Source organism: Neobacillus niacini, from assembly GCF_030817695.1.
Classification (GTDB): Bacteria; Bacillota; Bacilli; order Bacillales; family Cytobacillaceae; genus Neobacillus; species Neobacillus niacini_F.
The window spans coordinates 1,659,067-1,680,017 of the sequence record NZ_JAUSZQ010000002.1 but is presented as its reverse complement, the minus strand read 5'-3'; the positions used below and the strand labels follow the sequence as shown (position 1 = coordinate 1,680,017).

Genomic DNA, 20,951 nt, shown 5'->3' with positions numbered 1-20,951 from the left:
CCCCTTTTATATATGTTCGAAATTATTAAACAGAAAATCATGTATATCTACTGCTAATAGTTATTCTGCTGTCTTTGATAATTTACTTCATTTTTTGTAAAATATGCTTTTTCCATTTCCTCATAGGATATCCCAAGGAGGCTACCAAGCTGTAAATAAGATTGTAGCAGGGTTTTGAAATCCATAACATTCTTGCTGTCCTTAAATTTATTTATTTCTTGATAAATCAAAAGAAACTGCTCTGTAGTGCTCTCTATTGAAGGTTTCGCCTCCAATTTGTAATCAAGGTTTTGAAACCCGCATTCGATTCCCAGCGATAATATAAAGTGAATTCCGTCCACAAACTCCTCTAAAATAACACTCTTTTCCGATGATGGTCTGATACTCCAAAACTTGAAACAGCGTGTTTCATTTGCTAATTCACCGAGCTCCACCAACAAGGCAAGAACCTTTCTATCAAATAAATCTTCGTTCTGTAATCCATGCTTTTCTTCAATATGCAGATCCAGTCCACGTTGCATTCTAAATAATTTTTCTAGCTGCATTTAATCACTCCCTCTGCAAAATTATATCAAATTGTTGGGAGAATGAAACTTTTCTCATTCCATTTCGTATAGTAGGAAAAAGGTCTAGGAGGCAATGCCATGATTTGGCTGCTGCGCTTACTTTTAGTATTCTTGTTCATCTTCTTGATTTTTGGAAGTATTAAATTCCTCCTCAAACCAGCCCGTAAATTAGAAACCGCTCGAAAACATAAACGCTTTCTGCTTTTAGATAATGAGGAAGTTATTAAGAATTTTCAACTCACCTACAATGGTGCATTGTTTACGGGAGAAAAATACCTGGGTGCCACGAAAAATACGATTGATGTTGTTTCCATCTCGCTTTGGCCTGATCAGACTACTTCCATACAAGGAATGGCTAAGGAGGATTTTTATTTTATCGAAAAAAAAATACACGAAAGATATCCAGTTGCCCAAATTAATTGGAATAGCCCAATACATGAATTTTTACAGCAAAAATAGCCGCTTAACCAGCGGCTTTTTCCTTTGTTCTTTTAAAGAATTCCTTCCATTTGATCACATTTTGTTTCTCTCTTAAAAGATATACGAGAAAAGTTAAACCAAGTAGAATCATAATGATAAGAGAAGGGGTAAAAGTACTGATATACTCTCCAAAGATTGTGAAGAAAAAAGAGATTGGAATATTTGTTAGTAAAGAAACCTTCATATACTCTTTAAATTTAGGTTTTCTTTGTTTTAAACAAAAGCTTAATAGATGGTAATGTACAAATGGAATAAGTCTTAAAATTGCTATTTGACCAACGGTAAGATTCCGATATTCCCCGAACCAACGATTTTTTAATTTTATTATGCGCTCCTGGGTTTTTGGCATTCTATCGATAAAAACATAGAAAAAGACGCTAACCCCCATTAAACCGATAACCGAATAAATAGTTCCCCACAAAGTTCCAAACAGAACACCGCCCGCAATGACAACAACTGATACAGGAATAAATAAGAACGATCTGAGCAGATGAAATACAACGAAAGCAAGTGGAGCAAAAATGCCGCCAGCTTCCACCATGATTAACAGCAAAGACAAGTCCTCATTCATTTAGATGCCCCCTGGGTGTTAATCTATCTTGTTAATTTAGCATATAGAATGGGCCATGCTGTTATGTCTATAAACTATAAAAATAGCCTAAAAGAATGAGTTCTGCTAAGGCTAGGATGGGAAAACCAAATTTAAATGATAAATGCTTCGTCTTATGGCGATATAGCTGCATTCCTGCTGTAGTACCTGCCGCTCCGCCAAATACGGCAATTAGCCATAATGTTTTTTCACTAATCCTGTATTGATGTTTTTTTGCCCGGTCTTTATCGGCTTTCATCACAATTAAACCAATAAGGTTCATAATGACATAGGCACCTAGAATCGTATTCATTTTTCCCGTCTCCCTTATAGGAAAAGCCATCCTCATAAGAGAATGGCTTTTATCGTAAAATTACTTCGCTTGTTGTTGTTTTGCAACAGTTGCTAATTCAGCAAATGCGTTTGCATCACTTACTGCTAATTCAGCAAGCATTTTGCGGTTTACTTCGATACCAGCAAGCTTTAAGCCATGCATTAAACGGCTATAAGAAAGACCATTCATACGAGCTGCTGCGTTGATACGAGTAATCCAAAGTTTGCGGAAGTCGCGCTTCTTCTGACGACGATCGCGGAATGCATACATTAAAGATTTCATAACCTGTTGGTTAGCTACTTTATATAATGTATGTTTTGAACCATAATAACCTTTTGCTAATTTAATAACTTTTTTACGACGCTTACGCGTTACAGTACCGCCTTTTACACGTGGCATTGAATTTCCCTCCTATATATCAATCGTTCGAGATTACTTAAGATTTGTTAATAAGAAACGGATACGTTTGAAATCGCCCTTAGAAACAAGAGACGCTTTGCGAAGCTTACGCTTAGCTTTTGTAGATTTGTTTGCAAATAAGTGGCTAGTATAAGCGTGAGAACGCTTCAGTTTACCAGAACCAGTTTTCTTGAAACGCTTTGCAGCGCCACGGTGAGTTTTCATTTTTGGCATTGGGATAGTCCTCCTTATTACTTTTCAGTTTTAGGTGCTAGAACGAGGAACATGCTTCGTCCATCCATTTTTGGATGAGACTCAATGGTTGCAACTTCCTTGCACTCAGTAGCAAAACGGTCTAACACTCGTTGACCGATTTCTTTATGGGTAATCGCCCGGCCCTTGAAGCGGATTGAAGCTTTTACCTTGTCGCCTTTTTCCAAAAACTTAATCGCATTGCGAAGTTTTGTATTAAAGTCATGCTCATCAATTGTTGGGCTGAGACGAACTTCTTTTGTAACAATAATCTTTTGATTCTTTCGAGCTTCTTTTTCTTTCTTTTGATTCTCGAATTTAAATTTGCCATAGTCCATAATTCGGGCTACCGGAGGCTTTGCATTTGGTGCAACTAGTACCAAATCAAGATTCACTCGTCCGGCAATCTCCAGCGCTTCAAATTTGGTTTTAATACCTAATTGTTCGCCGTTCTGATCAATTAAGCGAACTTCGCGAGCGCGAATACCCTCATTTAACAACATGTCTTTGCTAATAATTAGCCACCTCCAAGGTTTTCACGAATACAACTTTCGGGTCAAGTAATCAGCTGACTGACTTTGACACTTTGCTGCTTCGGCAAGAAATGAACGTACTTTTAGATGTTTTGTTTTTTTACAAATAAAAAAGTGCGGATGCAAACACCCACACTTTACGAAACAAAAGTAATAAACTAAAAAGTTCACGTAAAACCTGCCAACTGCCAATTGCGTCAATCAGGTGAGAAGCGGGTGCTTCTTCTTTTCCCAAAACTAGTATTCAATTTTCCTTAGTTACTATAACATAAGCAAAGACGTGATGTCAAACATGCATTTCATATGACAACGAAATTCATTTTATCAAGAAACAAAAAATTATTCAATAGAAATTTTTTCTTTTCAAAAAACAAAGGGAGAAAACCTCCCTTTGTAATCATTTATCCTCTTTTTACTTCTGCCAGCAAGGACTCAAGGAACTGTGCAAATGGCTGTGTTTCTGATTTTTGTTCGCCGTATTTGCGGACGTTTACGGCATTTTCTTCTACTTCTTTGTCGCCGACAACGAGCATGTATGGAATTTTTTGCATTTGTGCTTCTCGGATTTTGTAGCCGATTTTTTCATTACGGGCATCTAATTCAACACGGAAGCCTTGGTTTTGAAGTTGCTCCTGTACCTGCTTGGCAAAGTCAAAATGCACATCAGGTGAAACAGGAATGACTTGTACCTGTACTGGAGCAAGCCAAGTTGGGAATGCCCCTTTGTATTCTTCAATTAAGAAAGCCACAAAGCGTTCCATTGTTGAAACGACTCCACGGTGGATAACCACTGGGCGGTGCTGCTTTCCATCTTCCCCAACGTAATTTAAATCAAATCGTTCAGGAAGCAAGAAGTCTAATTGAACTGTAGACAGTGTTTCTTCTTTTCCTAAAGCTGTTTTAACTTGAACATCAAGTTTAGGACCGTAGAAAGCTGCTTCTCCTTCTGCTTCATAATAATCAAGGCCCAGGTCATCCATTGCTTCCTTCAGCATACTTTGCGCTTTTTCCCACATTGCATCATCATTGAAATACTTTTCAGTATCTTGTGGATCACGGTAGGATAGACGGAAGGAATAATCATTGATGTTGAAATCTTTGTATACTTCTAACACAAGATTAACAACCCGCTTAAACTCATCTTTGATTTGGTCTGGTCGAACAAAGATATGAGCATCGTTCAAAGTCATTCCGCGAACACGCTGTAAACCTGATAACGCACCAGACATTTCATAACGGTGCATTGTGCCAAGCTCAGCAATCCGGATTGGAAGTTCACGATAGCTGTGAATCGCATTTTTGTACACCATCATATGGTGTGGGCAGTTCATTGGACGAAGAACCAATTGCTCATTATCCATATCCATGATCGGGAACATATCTTCCTGGTAATGATCCCAGTGGCCTGAAGTTTTGTATAAATCGACACTTCCCATGATTGGAGTATAAACATGGTCATAGCCAAGTCGCTGCTCTTTATCAACGATATATCTTTCAACCACCCGGCGGATAGTTGCACCTTTTGGAAGCCATAATGGCAGCCCTTGTCCAACTAATTGAGAGCTAGTAAACAGGTTTAACTCTTTGCCAATCTTACGATGATCACGTTCTTTCGCTTCTTCAAGTAAGCGAAGGTGTTCTTTCAAATCCTCTTTCTTGAAGAAAGCTGTACCGTAAATACGCTGAAGCATTTTGTTTTTGCTGTCACCGCGCCAGTAAGCTCCGGCAATGCTCAACAATTTAAATTCTTTAATTTTTCCAGTTGAAGGTACATGGACACCACGGCAAAGGTCAGCGAAGTCACCCTGCTCATAGATTGTAACTTGCTCATCATCAGGAATTGCTTCAATTAGTTCAAGCTTGTAAGGGTCGCCTTCTGCTTTGAAGAACTGCAGCGCTTCTGCACGGCTGACTTCTTTACGAACGATCTCGATATTTTCATTAACGATTTTTGCCATTTCTTTTTCAATTCTAGGAAGGTCCTCTGGCGTAATTGATTCTTCAAGGTCGATATCATAATAGAATCCACCTTCGATTACTGGTCCAACACCAAGGTTTACTTCTTTTCCATACAGCCTTTTAATCGCTTGAGCCATTAAGTGAGCTGTACTATGACGCAAAATCTCCAAAGCCTCTTTTGATTCTGGTACAACGATTTCTATTGAACCGTCTTCTACGATTGGACGGCGAAGATCAAATAATTGACCATTCCATTTCCCAGCGATTGCTTTTTTCTTCAGTCCCGGGCTGATGGAAGCGGCAATATCTTCCGTTGTTGTTCCACGAGGGAACTCCTTCACTGCTCCATCTGGAAACGAAATCTTAACAACTTCTGACATGGTTTTTCCTCCTTTTCAATTGAGCGTCTCGGGACAAAATTTTGTCCTTAAAACGCTTTTAAAATAGGCTCTGTTAAAACTGAATGTTGATTTCACTGTGTTTGGAAAATAAGCGGAGAATTTCCGTTTAAATTGGGAAATACCCATATTCCCTTAAAAATAAGCGGAGTTTTTCCGCTTATTTCATCCAAATCCTTGGAATTTGTCTTATTTAAAGCAGTTAACCGGAATATTTCCGCTTATATCTGCTTCTTGAGGTTCCTCTATAAACAATAGCCGGAAATTCTCCGCCTATGAATTCTCAACCCTACACGAAAATCAACAATGAATAATAACAGAGCCTAAAAATAAAAAAACCCGTCCCTGGAAAAGGGACGAGTTTAATAAACACGTGGTTCCACCCAATTTTTCATTTTTAAAAAATAGCCTTTAAAAATGACTTTAGGACAGGGTAACGGGCTGTTTCCCGTCAGGCGATTACTCACTTCAAAGAAGCGTTCACCGCTGAAGTTTAAAGGTGGTAAGCATTCAATCCGTGCTAGGAGGCTTTCAGCCTGAGTCCTCCCTCTCTGGTAACCGTGAAAAAATACTGTTGTCCTTATCATTACTTTTGCTTGATATATTGATGTCTAGCTTCAGCGCCTAGCCCCTCGAGTCATAAGCCAATCGCTTCAGCATTTCGGACTATGTACTGTATTATAATGATTCTAATTTTAAAAATCAATACACCAAGCATACAATTTGTTCAATATTTTTCAAGCACCATTTCCCTTTGCAGAGTTTTTCTGCTGAATCCATTCTTTGGTATGCCGCAAACCTTTATATGACTTTATCAATACTCGTTCTTCGAAGATATTTTTAATCGTCCTTACCAGTGGTTCCTCTGGGTTTTTTGTATAAAGGTGAATGTTTTTTGGTGCGATTGACAATAAAGGAGCAATGGAAGCAGAATCGACATAAACCGGATGATTAAACAAAAGCTTCCGGTCAATCATTTTCATCAACTCTCCTCTTTTTATCTCTACAAACTGCTCATCAAAGAATGTGATTTCTTCATCAAACAAAAGGTGCAGTGTGTCCATTTTAGAATCACGGCTCGCTAAAAAATCCCTTAATGTTTGAATAAACATTTGATATTCTTGCTCCATTTTATATTCGTCAATGGATATTTCAACGTAACTCTCTAACATTTTCAAAAAAGGTCGCAATCGGAATTTAAAAAAGGAATCAAACGAGAAGGAGACATGATCCTGAAAGATTTCCTCCACCGCTTCTCTAATTTGGGCTTCTTCCCCATTTTCCTTAATGAAAGCAGCCAGATCCTCCCGCTGACCTTCAAGAACAGAATAAATAATCTCCATGATATGCTCCTGCTCTTCTGGATCCTCAAAAAAATATTTCTCTTGTAAAATAGCCCGAAACCAGTCATCTCGTTTTATTTTTATAATAAATTCATAGAATGCTTCTTTAACCTCTCCAAACCTTACTATACTTTCCGAAATTTTTACTATATGTCGATCTTCTAAAAGAAGAATATCTTCATTATTTTGATGATACCGTAAGCACTTCAGCAAGTGATCAAAACATCTCTTCGCATCCATCTTGCTTCGGAAGATGATTTCTGCCAACCAAATCCCCCCTCTGTCCCATACTCTGTTTTACTATTTATATGGGGGACTTGGCCAAAATAGAAGTTAAGACAGCATTGTTACACACTTATTGTGAAAAAAAATAAGGACTACCGAATATCCATCGGTAATCCACTAGCATTTATCATTTAATCACGGCGATTTGGCCCATCGACCAGAACAGGGTCACTTAAACTCCGAATTCTTTCCATGATTCTCCGTGCTTTCATTTTTTCCTCTTCACCTCGTTGACTGTAGGTTAGATGGTGCTCAAGCCCCTGGAAGTCAAAATTAGAGGTAAAGAAAGTTGGAAGCTTTTCAAGCATTCTAAACTGCAGGATAGGTCCTAATACTTCATCCCTTGTCCAGCTGGAAACTGCTTCTGCACCGATATCATCGAGCATTAAAATAGGTTCTTTTTTCAATGCTTCAATTTTTTCATTTAAGGTAGAGTCACCAATGGCACTTTTCATTTCTCGCAGCAGCTCTGGAACATAAACAATCATCGTTGGAATTTGCTTTTTAGCAAGCTCGTTGGCAATGGCCCCTAACAAATAGGATTTTCCCACTCCAAATTTGCCATAGAGATATAATCCCTTAGGCTTTAAACCCGCCTCGTAATTCATTAAAAAAGTCGCTGCGCGGTCTCCCGCATCCAGGCGGCCCAAGTCACCTTCAAATTCCTCAAAGGTTGCTTCCAATATATCTCGAGGTACATATAAACTCTTAATAAGCTTTTGATTTTTCTTTTGTTCATCCGCCATCACTTTTCTTGGACAGCGTTTATAAACGACATCAATGGAATTTCGTACGAGTACTAAATCAGGGTGATACCCTTTCATAAAATTAATACAGCCATCAAGACTCTCACAGCGATTACATTCTTTACTTTGCTGCGTGTATTCATAAAGCTTGCTCATGCTTTTTTCAATGGTATTCTGAGTCAGCTCATTTTGGTGTTCTGTCAGAAATGCATGAATATCTGGATGTTCTAGTACTTGCTTCCGCTGCTCCTCATAACGCTTTTGAAAGTTTTCATTCGAGGCCAATCGCTTAATTGTTCGATTTATCCTTTCCACTTGCCTTCACCACCTATTTACGAAATGCTTTTAGCTTTTCTTCAATTGCACGTTTTTTCGCTTCAAGTTCTGTGTTTTGGTCTTTTGTAACTGCCTTAACACTTGCTTTTCCGCTATCATCAAACCAATCAGGTAATACTTCTGTCCGGATTGGCTTTTGTTTCGTAGATTTTCCAGTCTTTTTACTTTCTTGAAAACCTCGCTCTTCTTTCCTAGCTGCTTCCATCGCTTCTTTAACAGTCTTTATTTTAAGACGAGCCCAATGGCTTGCAATCGATTCAACAAATCCCTTTGTAAATTTCATATCTGTTTTTCTAAGTACAACCTCGATTAACACATTTACAACACCAGGAGGAAGTTTATATTTTATCATAACTTCCTCTAATATTTTTAAATTGGCAGCAGAGGGCTCCACTCCACCGGAAAGTTCTTTAAAAATAACGATAGGAGGTGTGGTTTCATAATAGCGAATTAATTTTTCTTCCTGCGTTTTTGGTTCCGTTAACTGGACCTGGTGGACGGCAGGCTGCGTTTTATTGATAAGACTCGGAAGTTGGTCGTAATTTTCAAATTGATACCAGTCACGGGCACCTTTTCTGAGGTCCTCGACATCAATTTCATCACTTTCATTAATGGCACCCAATACAAAGTTTTTCATTTCGATTGGGCTGATTCCATAGAGAAATGATAGATTACTGATAACCTCTTTTACCTTTTTTGTCAGTGCTTTTTGTGGGACAAGTGATTCATTTAGCCCCGCCATTAACAAATCAAAATCAAAGGTATTCGTATCAATTTGAATTGGCTTTTGATCTTGACGGCCAATAAATTCTTGATTGGATTCAGCCTCCAAGTCTTCTGCATGCTCTTGCATATACTGAAGACTGCCTGGAGTTGCCGAAGCAAACACATCCTGAAACGCTCTTGTTACTTCTAAATAATCTTCTTCTAAAGGCTTTTTGGGGATACTAAAAAAACGTTTTAATCGCGCAAAGTGATTTTTGCCGATTTTACGATATAAATAAATATTTAACATTCCATCTAGAAAGAATTGCTCTGGATTCAATGGTGGATAAAGTTCATAAATAAATGAACGTCCACTCTCATCACTTTTTACATATGTTTTTAACAGGCCAATCCCCTCTAATTTCAACCTAGCTTCGTAGATATCCTTTAAGTTGATACTTAACAAATTCATTAACAAATGATGAGTCGAGGATTCAGACCATAATTTATTTTCTTCAAGCTCTGCCCAAAGAGTCATATACAAACTTAAACAAGTGGAGCCGATTAAGGGCTGATATAAAAAAGTCAGCACTTTGCGGTCGTATTCATGCAGCAATCCATTTGACGTAACAAGATAACGGTCAATCGGAATCAATTCCTGCCAATGCTGCGCCATATCATTCACCCTTTAATAAAGTAATAAAGAGCCAAAGACGTTCTTTAGCTCCCTAGGATTTCTCCTTGTTTATCAATTCCTTTAATTCTTGAATAAAAACATTTATATCCTTAAATTGACGGTAAACAGACGCAAAGCGCACATAAGCTACTTCATCAACATGTGCAAGCCTGTCCATCACCATTTCACCAATCAATTCACTTTTGATTTCTGAAATTCCTTGACTACGCAATTCCTTTTCTACCCCTTGGGTAATATCCTCTAATTCTTTTAAGGCGACAGGGCGCTTTTCACACGCTTTAATCAAGCCACGCAGGATTTTATCCCGGCTGAATTCTTCCCTCGTTCCTTCCTTTTTTACGACAATAAGTGGAATCTCTTCAATTTTCTCGAACGTCGTAAAACGATATCCACATTCTTCACACTCACGTCTTCTTCGAGTTGCACGACCCTCATCAACCGGCCGGGAATCAAGCACACGTGTACCATAATTTTGACATGAAGGGCACTTCATTTGATCAACTCCCAAATCAATCCATTCATAAATAAGCTCTTTTCTAAAACTTTGTTACTTTTGGAGATAAAAAACGCTTTACTGCACTAAGATTTGTTGCAAAATATTCAATAGTAAGAAAAGAGCTTTCATTCTTCATTTCAAGCACAAAATAGTTTATTCCGCGTTAAAATCGGCTTTAGGATTTTAACAACCATCTTTTAAGAACATAGCCTAAGCATAAGCATCTTTTCTTTATCTTATTAGATAGAAAACGGTAACACAAGATGTATTATGAGCTTTTTCCGACTCTAACAAGAGTATGTAATTTGTTTATTTGCTCGTAATAAGAAATAAGTCTTTTTCTTAAAATCGGATACAATCCGATGGGTGAAAATTTTTCAGAAGATATACTGAAGTCTACCGCCGTTTCCATTCCTCTCACAGAAACAACCGTAACGATTAGGAAACAAGGAATCGGTTTATTGATCTCCACGGCAATCTCACCATGATCTTTTGAAACCGTAACAATGCGGCAATCTGCATCCTGGTGAAATAAATCTTCAATCGTTTTAAAAAGCTGGTTGAAGCTTGCTTTATAATAGTGGGTAGTTAAGGCACTATCTTTTTGATCATCTGCGGTTTCGATTTGTTTTTTAAAACGGATAAATAAATTACCAAATATAGCCATAGGAGCCTCCAAATATAGTCTTTTATCTAATTTTACAATACTTTACGAAAAAAATAAAAAGAGGTGTACAAAAAATACACCCCTCGTCGATTATTATTTAAAATTATAGAGCTTTTGCCTGTTTAAACTGAACAGGACCCATTCCGCGTGGTATCTCAATATTCTCACGTGTTTGCGCATTTAAGCTTTGAGCTATATAATCTGCTGCTATATTTGGATTTAAATCACCACAAGTATATACATCAATGCTGGCATATCCATGTTCAGGGAAGCTGTGAATCGTTAAGTGAGACTCAGAAATAATGACCACACCGCTTACGCCTTGTGGTGCAAACTTATGAAATGCTACTTCGCGGACTTCTGCACCTGATTTAAGAGCTGCTTCAACAAAAGTTTGTTCAATAAAATTCATATCATTCAATTTTTCAATATCGCATCCCCATAATTCAGAGATCACGTGGCGTCCCATTGTTTCCATACTCATTTTTCCCCCTTTAAAAATTTTTGCTTCATTCTTGAAATTCTTTTGTTGATGGTACCCAAGTAATTACCACGGGGGGAAGTTAGTCCAGAGAGGTCCTAACCCTTTAAGTAATTAATTGCTACCTAATTTCAAGAAGTTCACGATGACTAGTATACTAAGTTTATATTTGTTTTGCAACCTATCAATATAAAAATTTTCCAGTTGTTGGTGTTTAAAGAGCTTATCTCCTCATAGTACAAGTTTCGAACTATATTATGCAAAAATGGTGAAGAAAGCTACAAAAAAATACTGTCAATCGACAGTATTTTTTAGAGAATTATCCAACTTTTACTTGATTTGAATTTGCCATTTGATGTGCGACATATAAGGTAAGATCGACAACACGGGAAGAATAGCCCCATTCGTTATCATACCAAGCAAGCACTTTTACTTTTCTATTTCCCATTACCATGGTCGATAAGCCATCAATAATGGCTGAGTACGGATTTGTATTAAAATCAACAGATACAAGCGGTTCCATCGTAAAGTCGATAATACCCTTTAATGGCCCATTTTTTGCTTCCAAAAAGGCCTGATTAATATCATCAACGGTGACATCTTGCTTCAAATCAACAACTAAATCCACGAGTGAAACATTTGGTGTAGGTACACGAAGTGACATTCCATGCAGCTTACCCTTTAACTGAGGTAAAACGAGCGATAACGCTTTAGCTGCCCCAGTGGTGGTTGGGATGATAGATTGTCCACATGCTCTAGCTCTTCGCAAATCTTTATGTGGGTTGTCAATATTCCGTTGATCATTTGTGTAAGAGTGAATCGTTGTCATTAAACCATTTTCAATTCCAAACTTTTCATCTAACACTTTTGCTACAGGTGCCAGACAGTTTGTGGTACAAGACGCATTTGAAATAACATCATGTTGAGTGATGTCCAGTTTGTCCTCGTTTACTCCCATAACAATGGTAATATCCTCGTTTTTCCCCGGTGCAGTAATAATTACCTTTTTAGCTCCAGCGTCTAGGTGCAGACTTGCTTTGTCTCGTGAGTTAAATTTACCAGTCGCTTCAATCACCACATCAATATTTAACTCTTTCCATGGAAGCTGCTCAGGATTTCGATTATTTAATAATTTCACACGTTTACCGTTTACAATTAGCTCTTCATCCAGCGCAATGATATCCCCTTGAAATGGTCCATGAACCGTATCATATTTGATTAAATGAGCTAATGTTTCCGCAGGATAACTCGCATTTATAGCAATAATATCAAGCGTATTTTCAAGGATCGCTTTTCTAAAAACCATCCTTCCAATTCTCCCAAATCCGTTTATTGCAATTCTCGCTCTCATTTCACGGCCCCTTCCGTAATATGTTATACTCATTAACTTGTTTTGATGTAATTAGTATAACATATTTAATTTAATATGTGTTATATAAAGTGCGGAATTTTAAAAATGTTTTACAATTCAAACAACTTGTTATTATAGTTAACATATTGATATTTCATTTTGGACTTCTTTAATACCTTTCTATAAAAACAAAAAAGAAGGGTTGCCCCTTCTCGATTTGTTTACTATTGAGTTGTTATTCCCCAGCCTTTTAAAACCTCAATTACCTGTTTTTTGGTTTCGGTGGTGGAGCCGTTATTGTTAATGACAGCGTCGGATAGGGCTACTTTTTCTGAAAGAGGCATTTGTGATTTTATTCTTGCCTCTGCGTCCTCCAGCGATAAATCATTTCTTTCCATCAGTCTTTTTAGCTGGATTTCTCTATCAACATAAACGAGGATGGTTTTTTCGACCATATACGTTAGTTTACTTTCAAACAGCAGCGGAATATCGAGGATAATGACTTGTTCTGCTCGTGTCCGCGCTGCTTCGACTTGATCATTCATCCTTTTTCTCACCTCAGGATGAACAATGCTATTTAAGAGCTGTCTTTTCTCAGCATTATGAAAAATAATGGAACCGAGTTTCTGCCTATCAATGTCCCCGTCAGGCAGTACAATATCATCACCAAATTCAGCAACAATTTTTTGATAGGCGGGTTCTCCTTTTTCAACAGCTAGGCGGGCTTCTACGTCTGCATCAATAACAGTGATGTGCATTTCTTTCAACATATTGGAAACTGTACTTTTTCCACTGGCTATTCCGCCTGTTAGACCGATTACTAGTGACATACTCTGTTCCTTTCTACATGAACGTTCATAATTTCAATATTCCAATGATGATTAATAAAATCCCTGGTATAAAGGTAATCTTTTGGACCAAGTTAAATTTATGGAAAAAAGCACCGCTTCTTATTCCTAAAACAAGAAATAAAGAACTCATAACAGCAACGCTAAGGGCTAGATATAAAGGAGAAAATCCAAGCATCGCCGCACCTATTCCAGCACCAAACGCATCGATGGATAAGGCAAAGCCGAGCATGAATGCCTCAATTCCAGTGATCGTACCCGAACGGTCAAAGTCAGCTGACATTGGTTTCCTTAAGATATTTATGGCAATTCCTAAGGAGCGGATTTCAAAATTAATGATCAGCTTTTCATGTTCGAGCAGTTCTGAGTCCTTTTCTTTCTCTGGCCTGAAAAATTGATATAATACCCAGGCACCGAGAGCGATTAAAATTATCCCCCCTAGGCTTGCCGTGATATCCGGAGATAATATTTTTTCTAGGCCATGTCCGATTGACACCGCAATCATTAATGAAATGGCTGAACAGGTTGCAATAATGAGTACCGATTTAAGCGGCAGTACCATTTTTCTAAGTCCATACGTAAACCCTACGCTAAAGCTATCAAGACTGAGAGCAAAAGCCAGCAGGAGAAGTGAGAACATTTGAAACATGATGTCTAGGGCTCCTTCCGTCAATCACTACGATAGTATATGGGAGGAGCCTATCCTTTGTTATTAAATTGTCATCTCACTTCTAACACTTAAAGTTTTTGGCACCTAGGACAAAAATGCGTACCTCTTCCGCCTACTGTTGTTTTTTCTAACGGGGTTCCACATTTTTTGCATTCTTCCCCTTTACGGCCATAGGCATATAATTCAAGCTGAAACATTCCAATTTCACCTTGGGAGTTTACGTAGGAGCGAATCGTACTTCCTCCTTTTTTAACCGCTTCCTCCAAAGTCTTAACAATCTCTTGATGCAGCAAGGTTAATTCTTTATCACTAAGAGAGTTGGCAATCCGTTCAGGGTGAATTCCAGAACGGAACAGGGCCTCATCCACATAAATGTTTCCAAGCCCAACAAAAACCTTTTGATCTAGTAACGCAGGCTTTATCTTTCTGTTCGTCTTTTTCAGCTTGTCCGCTAAATATTCCTTCGTGAATTCTTCTGAAAAAGGCTCTGGACCAAGGTCAATAAGTGGAGGTTTCTGAAATTCCTCCCCCTTGATATACAAATGCATCGTTCCAAATTTCCGGACATCCCGATACCTTAATTCACTTCCATCCGTAAAGTGAAAGATAACATGAGTATGTTTATCATACGGTTCTTCTTTTGGGTAAAGCCCATATTTTCCTTCCATCCTTAAATGGGAAACAAGGGCAAACGTAGTCGTATAAATAATTAAAAACTTACCTCTTCTGCCGACATCCTCAATTGTTTCTCCTTTGAGGGCATCAATAAATTGTTCAACCTCAACAGGATTTTTAATAATTTTCGGCCAGTGGACGGTTATATTTTCAATTTGTTTATTTGATACAAGCTTTTTTAACGTCTTTCTTACTGTTTCTACTTCCGGTAGTTCTGGCATAAAGCAACTCCCTTTTATGCTGTCCAGCTGCAGCGCCTAGGGGCTCGGGGTCATAAGCCAATCCGTCAAGAAGGTTAAAAAGCAACCTTCATGCCGGCTCGTCTTATGCCTGTCGCCCCTGGACAAGGCGCTTCCGCTTTTCTATTTCGCGTCAAACCATGTTGGGCCATAGGAATAGTCTACTTTTAATGGCACTTTTAATTCGAGGGCATTTTCCATAACATCAGGAACGAGTTTTTTCAGGGTTTCGATTTCTTCTTCTGGTGCTTCGAAGATCAGTTCATCGTGCACTTGAAGCAGTAGTCTTGTTTTTAACCCATAATCCTTCAGCGCTTCAGCCATATCTATCATGGCTTTTTTTATGATATCGGCAGCACTTCCCTGAATCGGGGTGTTCATTGCCGTTCTTTCAGCAAAACTTCTAATGTTAAAATTTCGATGTGTAATCTCCGGGATATATCTTCTTCTTTGCAGAAGGGTAGTTACATAACCTTTTTGTTTAGCGGAATGGATGATGTCATCCATATAATCTTTGACCCCGGGATAGCTGGCAAGATAGCGGTCAATAAATAGACCGGCTTCTTTACGGGTAATTCCTAAGCTCTGGGATAGTCCATAATCACTAATTCCATAGACAATACCGAAGTTAACAGCCTTCGCCTGCCGTCTCATATTGGATGTTACTTCGTCGGCTTCAACATGGAATACATCCATCGCTGTTTTTGTGTGAATATCGAGGTCATCCTTAAAAGCTTGAATCAGTTTTTCATCACCAGCAATGTCAGCAAGAACTCTAAGCTCGATTTGCGAATAATCGGCTGCAAAAATGAGCCATCCTGGTTCTGATGGTACAAAGGCTTGGCGAATTTTCCGGCCCTCTTCTAATCGAATTGGAATATTCTGCAGGTTCGGATCTATGGAGCTTAATCTTCCTGTTGCTGTTAACGTCTGTTGATATCGTGTATGAACTTTACTCGTTTTAGGATTAACTACCTTCAGCAGCCCTTCAATATATGTGGACTGGAGCTTTCCTAACTGTCTGTAAGTAAGAATATGCTCAATGATTTCATGGTCATTTGCTAATTTCTCTAAAACATCTGCTGACGTTGAATAGCCTGTTTTTGTTTTCTTAAAGGTTGGCAGGTTTAATTTTTCAAATAAGATGACACCTAATTGTTTGGTTGAATTAATATTAAACTTTTCACCAGCCAGCTCATAGATAATTCCTTCAATTTCGATCAGCCGGTCATGAATTTCGCCGCCCATCCTATGTAAACGATCGCTATCCACCTTAATTCCGCAAGATTCCATATCTGCTAAAATGAAAGATAATGGCATTTCAAGGTCTGTAAACAATTCATATTGTTCATTTGTTTTTAATTCATCTTCCAGTTTTTGTTTTAAATCAAACATAGCAAGACTTTTTCGAACGAGGTGCTCAGCAAGCAGTGTTGCTTCAGGTATTTTCCGCTTAGCCCCTTTTCCATAAAACGACTCATCCGATTGGATATTTACCCCGTACTTTTTGGCGATTGTTGAAATATCATCAATGGTGTCAGAAGGATTGATAATATAGGACGCCATTAACGTATCGAAATTTACCCCTTTTAAATGAATATCGTACCTTCTTAACGATACCTCGGACCGCTTTGCGTCGTAGACTGTTTTCTTTTTTGTTTCATCTTCAGCCCACTTTTTAAAACTATCAGATTGTATAGCTAATTCAGTTGGTAAATAATAATTTCCCTTTTCATTTACAAGCGAAAAACCAATGATATCCGCGTAATGATAATTATCATCGAGCATTTCAACATAAAAATAATTATCATCCGCAAACAAATCATCACTAATCTCATCAGGGGTTACATACTCTATGTCTTCAAGTTCAAGCTGTTCAGTGGCTGCAGTGTCTCCACCTAATTTTTCTAATAAGGAATGAAAGCCAAGCTCTTTATACAGTGCAACAACTTTTTCTCTTTCAAATCCCTCATAGGCGACATTTTCTACAGATACTTCGACAGGTGCGTTCCTTTCAATGGTAGCAAGCTGCTTACTCATCACTGCTTGATCCTTAAATTCTTCAAGCTTTTCCTTTAACTTATTTCCCGTCACTTTATCAATGGACTCTAGTAAATTTTCTAATGTTGAGTATTCCTTCAGCAATTTAATCGCTGTTTTTTCCCCGACGCCAGGTACACCAGGAATATTATCTGAAGGGTCACCCATCAGCCCCTTCATATCAATGATTTGCTCAGGAGTTAAACCGTATTTCTCCATAACATGTTCGGGAGTATATTCTTCAATATCGGTAATTCCTTTACGAGTAATTCCTACGGTTGTACGTTCTGAGGAAAGTTGTGTTAAGTCTTTATCTCCTGATATTACCTTGACTTCATAACCTTCTTTTTCAGCCGTTAATGACAGCGTGCCAATAATGTCGTCTGCCTCATAGTTCTCAAGTTCATATCGCTTGATACCATATGCATCAAGAAGATCCCGAATAAAAGGGAATTGTTCGGATAATTCAGGAGGAGTTTTCTGCCTTCCACCCTTATATTCAACAAAAGTAGCATGACGAAATGTTGTTTTCCCTGCATCGAAGGCCACTAGTATATGCGTTGGCTTTTCGTCTTCTATAATCTTATTCAACATCATTGTAAAACCGTAAACTGCATTTGTATGTACGCCTTTATCGTTATTAAGCAGGGGCAGTGCAAAGAATGCACGGTAAGCGATACTATTCCCGTCTATTAATACTAACTTCTTCTTTTCCATCCATTTACCCCTTTCAGGTTAATTCATATATTTATGAAGTTCGATGATAAACTCACTGCCCTCACCCAGGGTACTCCTCACCGTGATGTTACCGTGATGTGCTTCAACTAAATGTTTTACGATTGCTAACCCAAGACCTGTCCCGCCAGAATCCCGGCTTCTAGCACGGTCAACCCGATAAAATCGTTCAAAAATCCGTGGTATTTCTTCTTTTTTAATTCCTACACCTGTGTCTTTTACATGGATTTTCACTGTTTTATCGTAATCAAACAGTGAAACAATGACATTTCCTCTTGGCGGGGTATACAAAATTGCATTACTTATCAGATTAATAAATACTTGTTTTAAGCGGTCATGGTCTCCTTGTATATATAATTCTTCCCTCTGAAACTGAAGTTCTAGACGAATATCCTTTGATTTTGCTTTTTTATCAAGCATGGTGATTACTTCGTTTATTAATTCATACAGGTCAAAGTCCTGGATGTTCAACTTAAATTCCTGCTGCTCGATTTTAGAAAAATCTAGCAAATCTTGAATGAGCGATTGCATTCGCTCACTTTCTTTATAAATAATCGATAAAAATGCTTCTAGCGTATCTTGATTGTTCATCGCTCCATCTAACAACGTTTCGGAAAAACCTTTAATAGAGGTCACTGGTGTCTTCAATTCATGCGACACATTGGCAACAAAATCTTTTCTCATGACTTCCAATTTTTTAATCTCGGTAATATCATGGAAAACGAGTAAAACTCCTTTCCACACATTATTTATCCCAATAATTGGTATACCGTAAACATCAAAGTATCTTCTCTCAATCCCCAATGGGAGAAGCAGATGTTTCCTAATTTTTTGTTCTGTCCTAAAAACATCCGCGATGATATTACATATTTCCTCTTGCTCAATCACTTCATAATACAACTTATCTAGGTAGTTAGAAGATTTTACATGAAAAATATCGATGTAACCCTTATTAATTAGATTAATGAAGCCGCGGCTATCCATTAAAAGTAGTCCTGCACCCATATTTTCAATTAATGCACTTAGGCGATCCTGCTGTATTTCTTGAGCTTTACTCATTTCCTGAAGATTTTGGGCTAAAACATTGATAGAAGTGCTCAACATACTTGTTTCGTTTAATTCATTCCGTTCAATTCTAGCCCGATAATTTCCTTTGGCCAGTTCAATGGCAACATTTGTAGCTGCCTCTATTGGCTTTGTATACCTTGTAGTTATTCTGTACCCAAGATAGATGAAGACAATTAGCACCATCATCAAACTAATAGAAAGAATCCACCAAATTTGACTATAAGCGTTTCTGAGTTCACTTGTTTTTGTAATAATGAACAAATACCCTTCTTCCTCACCTGCTTTTAATACTGGCTTCCAGGCATAGTGTAAATCGTATTCATCCTTCTCAACAAGTTTCGTTTCATTTTCTGGTTCTTCCTTTAAGACATCGTTAATATTTTCTTTAATTCCGTTTATATTTAAATTTTCCATTTTCCCGCTGTCAAAAAGGAGAACTCCTTTGATATCGGTAATCGCAATTCTGACATTAAGCATATGGCTTATTTTGACTACTTCATCATGATTGATGGAATGAACTCCACCATTATTTTCGATATACATGCTCAGTAGATTGCTTTCCTTATTCAAGCGGTCATTATATGTATCAAGATAATTACTTTTAAAAAGCTGACCCAGTAAAATTTCCAATCCTACTAATCCAATTATGATTAAACTAATTAGTGCAAAAAGAAGCTTTGTTCGGAATTTATTCATTCACCTTTCGGCTCCTCAAGCTTATATCCTAATCCACGGACAGTTTTTATATAAGCAGGTTTCTTCGTATCCTCTTCAATTTTTTCCCTCAAATGTGAAATATGGACGTCTACAATACGAGTATCGCCAGCAAATTCATAATTCCAAACAGCACTTAATAATTGGTCACGAGTTAACACGCGATTTTTATTCTGCGCCAAATAGTGGAGTAATTCGTATTCCTTTAGGGTGAGTTCCAATTGTTGCTTATTAAAATAGGCTTCATATTTCTCTGGGATAATTTGAAGGTTTCCAATAACAATATCAGAACCACCCTGTTGTTCTGCCTCATTACTGCTGGTTTGTATTTGAATTCTTCTTAAAATAGCTTTTACCCGTGCTACCACTTCTCTTGGGCTAAATGGCTTAATCATATAATCATCTGCACCAAGCTCTAGTCCTAATATTTTATCAAATTCATCGTCTTTAGCTGTTAACATTAGGATCGGTGTCATAATTTTTTGCTGCCGAAGCTGCTTACATACTTCAATTCCATCCATTTTCGGAAGCATAAGATCTAATACAATAATATCAGGTGCCATACTTTCAGCTAATTGTTTGCCGGTTAAGCCATCCATTGCCGTTACTACATCAAAACCAGCTTGTTCCAAATTATATTGAAGCAAAGTTACAATTGATTGTTCATCGTCTACAACTAGTACCTTGTTTTTCATAAAAACCTCCGATTGATTTATCTATTTCGCCACCTTTCTCCATTATAATATAGAAATAAAAGAATACCCACTATCAACCTTGAGACAAAAAAAAGGAATGTGAATTACATTCCTTAAGGATATTAAAAATTATCTAACACATTGGCGTCCATTCCTCCTAAACGATGAGGAGGACAGACTTTCAGTTTCCCCTTAATTACTACTTCGTCTTTTTCATTTGTTCCAACAGCTGTCATTATCACAGTGTGGTCATCATGATTTACTTCGACAACCTCTAGCATCAATTGAACCGTTGCATAATGATAAACAGGCTTAGGAAATTGGATATCTTGAGTTACTATATGGCTTCCTGGTCCAGGTAAATACCTTGAAACAGCCGAGGTTATCATGCCTGTCAGCATGATACTTGGAACAATCGGTTTCTTATAAGGTGTTTGGGATGCATAATCATGCTGAATGAAAAGTGGATTTGCATCATCAGTCAATCCTAAATAAAGGAGAATATCCTTATCTTCCACCTTTTCGGTTAACACCAGTTTTTCTCCGACCGACATTTCTCTTATTTCTCTGCCTAACTTTCTCTTTTTTCCTAGCAGCATTTCGTTACGCTCCTTTGTAAACGGTTTCATATATAGTTGAAAAAATTCGGG

At 37.8% G+C, this 20,951-nt stretch carries 22 protein-coding genes and 1 other annotated feature; of the genes, 1 reads left to right on the top strand and 21 read right to left on the bottom strand.

Going from position 1 to position 20,951, the window contains the following annotated elements; all coding sequences use genetic code 11:
* Positions 1-53: 53 nt before the first annotated feature.
* Complete coding sequence (locus QFZ28_RS08635; RefSeq protein WP_307194245.1) at positions 54-545, bottom strand: dUTP diphosphatase; 492 nt, start codon at positions 543-545, stop codon at positions 54-56.
* A gap of 99 nt (positions 546-644) precedes the next feature.
* Between QFZ28_RS08635 and QFZ28_RS08630 the strand changes: the two genes are divergently transcribed.
* On the top strand, positions 645-1,025 hold the full coding sequence (locus QFZ28_RS08630; RefSeq protein WP_307194244.1) for a sigma-w pathway protein ysdB: 381 nt from the start codon (positions 645-647) through the stop codon (positions 1,023-1,025).
* A gap of 4 nt (positions 1,026-1,029) precedes the next feature.
* Here QFZ28_RS08630 and QFZ28_RS08625 read toward each other — a convergent pair whose 3' ends face one another.
* From QFZ28_RS08625 to QFZ28_RS08530, 20 genes are all read right to left on the bottom strand, one after another.
* Complete coding sequence (locus tag QFZ28_RS08625; protein ID WP_307194243.1) at positions 1,030-1,617, bottom strand: TVP38/TMEM64 family protein; 588 nt, start codon at positions 1,615-1,617, stop codon at positions 1,030-1,032.
* Positions 1,618-1,684: 67 nt separating this feature from the next.
* Complete coding sequence (locus QFZ28_RS08620; RefSeq protein ID WP_307194242.1) at positions 1,685-1,948, bottom strand: DUF1294 domain-containing protein; 264 nt, start codon at positions 1,946-1,948, stop codon at positions 1,685-1,687.
* A 60-nt stretch (positions 1,949-2,008) separates the two neighbouring features.
* Complete coding sequence (gene rplT, locus QFZ28_RS08615; protein ID WP_283861752.1) at positions 2,009-2,368, bottom strand: 50S ribosomal protein L20; 360 nt, start codon at positions 2,366-2,368, stop codon at positions 2,009-2,011.
* A 33-nt stretch (positions 2,369-2,401) separates the two neighbouring features.
* On the bottom strand, positions 2,402-2,602 hold the full coding sequence (rpmI, locus tag QFZ28_RS08610) for a 50S ribosomal protein L35 (RefSeq protein WP_034676880.1): 201 nt from the start codon (positions 2,600-2,602) through the stop codon (positions 2,402-2,404).
* A gap of 17 nt (positions 2,603-2,619) precedes the next feature.
* Positions 2,620-3,123: a translation initiation factor IF-3 gene (gene infC, locus QFZ28_RS08605; RefSeq protein ID WP_034676878.1), complete on the bottom strand. Its 504-nt coding sequence runs from the start codon at positions 3,121-3,123 to the stop codon at positions 2,620-2,622.
* Between the two features lie 132 nt (positions 3,124-3,255).
* Positions 3,256-3,387: a sequence feature (ribosomal protein L20 leader region), on the bottom strand.
* A gap of 167 nt (positions 3,388-3,554) precedes the next feature.
* The gene (gene thrS / locus QFZ28_RS08600; RefSeq protein ID WP_307194241.1) at positions 3,555-5,492 is read right to left on the bottom strand and encodes a threonine--tRNA ligase; all 1,938 of its coding nucleotides are present in this window, start codon (positions 5,490-5,492) and stop codon (positions 3,555-3,557) included.
* Positions 5,493-6,247: 755 nt separating this feature from the next.
* Complete coding sequence (ytxC, locus tag QFZ28_RS08595) at positions 6,248-7,120, bottom strand: putative sporulation protein YtxC (RefSeq protein ID WP_307194240.1); 873 nt, start codon at positions 7,118-7,120, stop codon at positions 6,248-6,250.
* A 149-nt stretch (positions 7,121-7,269) separates the two neighbouring features.
* Positions 7,270-8,199: a primosomal protein DnaI gene (gene dnaI / locus QFZ28_RS08590; RefSeq protein WP_307194239.1), complete on the bottom strand. Its 930-nt coding sequence runs from the start codon at positions 8,197-8,199 to the stop codon at positions 7,270-7,272.
* A 13-nt stretch (positions 8,200-8,212) separates the two neighbouring features.
* Positions 8,213-9,601 (bottom strand): replication initiation and membrane attachment family protein, encoded by a 1,389-nt coding sequence (locus QFZ28_RS08585; RefSeq protein ID WP_307194238.1) that lies wholly within the window; start codon positions 9,599-9,601, stop codon positions 8,213-8,215.
* Positions 9,602-9,653: 52 nt separating this feature from the next.
* Positions 9,654-10,115 (bottom strand): transcriptional regulator NrdR, encoded by a 462-nt coding sequence (nrdR, locus tag QFZ28_RS08580; RefSeq protein ID WP_045523558.1) that lies wholly within the window; start codon positions 10,113-10,115, stop codon positions 9,654-9,656.
* 271 nt (positions 10,116-10,386) lie between these two features.
* Positions 10,387-10,785: a hypothetical protein gene (locus tag QFZ28_RS08575; RefSeq protein WP_307194237.1), complete on the bottom strand. Its 399-nt coding sequence runs from the start codon at positions 10,783-10,785 to the stop codon at positions 10,387-10,389.
* Between the two features lie 103 nt (positions 10,786-10,888).
* Positions 10,889-11,263 carry an adenosylmethionine decarboxylase gene (gene speD / locus QFZ28_RS08570; RefSeq protein WP_307196985.1) on the bottom strand — a complete coding sequence of 125 codons (375 nt, stop codon included), beginning with the start codon at positions 11,261-11,263 and terminating at the stop codon, positions 10,889-10,891.
* Positions 11,264-11,585: 322 nt separating this feature from the next.
* Positions 11,586-12,617: a glyceraldehyde-3-phosphate dehydrogenase gene (locus QFZ28_RS08565; RefSeq protein ID WP_307194236.1), complete on the bottom strand. Its 1,032-nt coding sequence runs from the start codon at positions 12,615-12,617 to the stop codon at positions 11,586-11,588.
* A gap of 224 nt (positions 12,618-12,841) precedes the next feature.
* Positions 12,842-13,447: a dephospho-CoA kinase gene (coaE, locus tag QFZ28_RS08560; protein WP_307194235.1), complete on the bottom strand. Its 606-nt coding sequence runs from the start codon at positions 13,445-13,447 to the stop codon at positions 12,842-12,844.
* A gap of 25 nt (positions 13,448-13,472) precedes the next feature.
* Complete coding sequence (gene ytaF, locus QFZ28_RS08555; RefSeq protein WP_307194234.1) at positions 13,473-14,114, bottom strand: sporulation membrane protein YtaF; 642 nt, start codon at positions 14,112-14,114, stop codon at positions 13,473-13,475.
* A gap of 89 nt (positions 14,115-14,203) precedes the next feature.
* Complete coding sequence (mutM, locus tag QFZ28_RS08550; protein WP_307194233.1) at positions 14,204-15,031, bottom strand: DNA-formamidopyrimidine glycosylase; 828 nt, start codon at positions 15,029-15,031, stop codon at positions 14,204-14,206.
* A gap of 141 nt (positions 15,032-15,172) precedes the next feature.
* Entirely contained in the window at positions 15,173-17,806 is a 2,634-nt protein-coding gene (gene polA / locus QFZ28_RS08545) for a DNA polymerase I (protein ID WP_307194232.1), read from the bottom strand.
* Between the two features lie 18 nt (positions 17,807-17,824).
* Positions 17,825-19,588, bottom strand: coding sequence for a two-component system histidine kinase PnpS (gene pnpS / locus QFZ28_RS08540; protein ID WP_307194231.1), 1,764 nt, complete (start codon positions 19,586-19,588; stop codon positions 17,825-17,827).
* Positions 19,585-20,301: a response regulator transcription factor gene (locus QFZ28_RS08535; protein WP_307194230.1), complete on the bottom strand. Its 717-nt coding sequence runs from the start codon at positions 20,299-20,301 to the stop codon at positions 19,585-19,587. Before QFZ28_RS08535 ends, pnpS begins: the two co-directional genes overlap by 4 nt.
* 122 nt (positions 20,302-20,423) lie before the next feature.
* Positions 20,424-20,900 (bottom strand): MaoC/PaaZ C-terminal domain-containing protein, encoded by a 477-nt coding sequence (locus QFZ28_RS08530; RefSeq protein WP_307196984.1) that lies wholly within the window; start codon positions 20,898-20,900, stop codon positions 20,424-20,426.
* Positions 20,901-20,951: the final 51 nt, after the last annotated feature.

Excerpts from the sequence above, each read along its gene's own strand:
- QFZ28_RS08635 (WP_307194245.1), bottom strand. The coding sequence starts at position 545 with ATGCAGCTAGAAAAATTATTTAGAATGCAACGTGGACTGGATCTGCAT.
- QFZ28_RS08630 (WP_307194244.1), top strand. The coding sequence starts at position 645 with ATGATTTGGCTGCTGCGCTTACTTTTAGTATTCTTGTTCATCTTCTTG.
- QFZ28_RS08625 (WP_307194243.1), bottom strand. The coding sequence starts at position 1,617 with ATGAATGAGGACTTGTCTTTGCTGTTAATCATGGTGGAAGCTGGCGGC.
- QFZ28_RS08620 (WP_307194242.1), bottom strand. The coding sequence starts at position 1,948 with ATGAATACGATTCTAGGTGCCTATGTCATTATGAACCTTATTGGTTTA.
- rplT (WP_283861752.1), bottom strand. The coding sequence starts at position 2,368 with ATGCCACGTGTAAAAGGCGGTACTGTAACGCGTAAGCGTCGTAAAAAA.
- rpmI (WP_034676880.1), bottom strand. The coding sequence starts at position 2,602 with ATGCCAAAAATGAAAACTCACCGTGGCGCTGCAAAGCGTTTCAAGAAA.
- infC (WP_034676878.1), bottom strand. The coding sequence starts at position 3,123 with ATGTTGTTAAATGAGGGTATTCGCGCTCGCGAAGTTCGCTTAATTGAT.
- thrS (WP_307194241.1), bottom strand. The coding sequence starts at position 5,492 with ATGTCAGAAGTTGTTAAGATTTCGTTTCCAGATGGAGCAGTGAAGGAG.
- QFZ28_RS08585 (WP_307194238.1), bottom strand. The coding sequence starts at position 9,601 with ATGGCGCAGCATTGGCAGGAATTGATTCCGATTGACCGTTATCTTGTT.
- nrdR (WP_045523558.1), bottom strand. The coding sequence starts at position 10,115 with ATGAAGTGCCCTTCATGTCAAAATTATGGTACACGTGTGCTTGATTCC.
- QFZ28_RS08575 (WP_307194237.1), bottom strand. The coding sequence starts at position 10,785 with ATGGCTATATTTGGTAATTTATTTATCCGTTTTAAAAAACAAATCGAA.
- speD (WP_307196985.1), bottom strand. The coding sequence starts at position 11,263 with ATGGAAACAATGGGACGCCACGTGATCTCTGAATTATGGGGATGCGAT.
- QFZ28_RS08565 (WP_307194236.1), bottom strand. The coding sequence starts at position 12,617 with ATGAGAGCGAGAATTGCAATAAACGGATTTGGGAGAATTGGAAGGATG.
- coaE (WP_307194235.1), bottom strand. The coding sequence starts at position 13,447 with ATGTCACTAGTAATCGGTCTAACAGGCGGAATAGCCAGTGGAAAAAGT.
- ytaF (WP_307194234.1), bottom strand. The coding sequence starts at position 14,114 with ATGTTTCAAATGTTCTCACTTCTCCTGCTGGCTTTTGCTCTCAGTCTT.
- mutM (WP_307194233.1), bottom strand. The coding sequence starts at position 15,031 with ATGCCAGAACTACCGGAAGTAGAAACAGTAAGAAAGACGTTAAAAAAG.
- polA (WP_307194232.1), bottom strand. The coding sequence starts at position 17,806 with ATGGAAAAGAAGAAGTTAGTATTAATAGACGGGAATAGTATCGCTTAC.
- pnpS (WP_307194231.1), bottom strand. The coding sequence starts at position 19,588 with ATGAATAAATTCCGAACAAAGCTTCTTTTTGCACTAATTAGTTTAATC.
- QFZ28_RS08535 (WP_307194230.1), bottom strand. The coding sequence starts at position 20,301 with ATGAAAAACAAGGTACTAGTTGTAGACGATGAACAATCAATTGTAACT.
- QFZ28_RS08530 (WP_307196984.1), bottom strand. The coding sequence starts at position 20,900 with ATGCTGCTAGGAAAAAAGAGAAAGTTAGGCAGAGAAATAAGAGAAATG.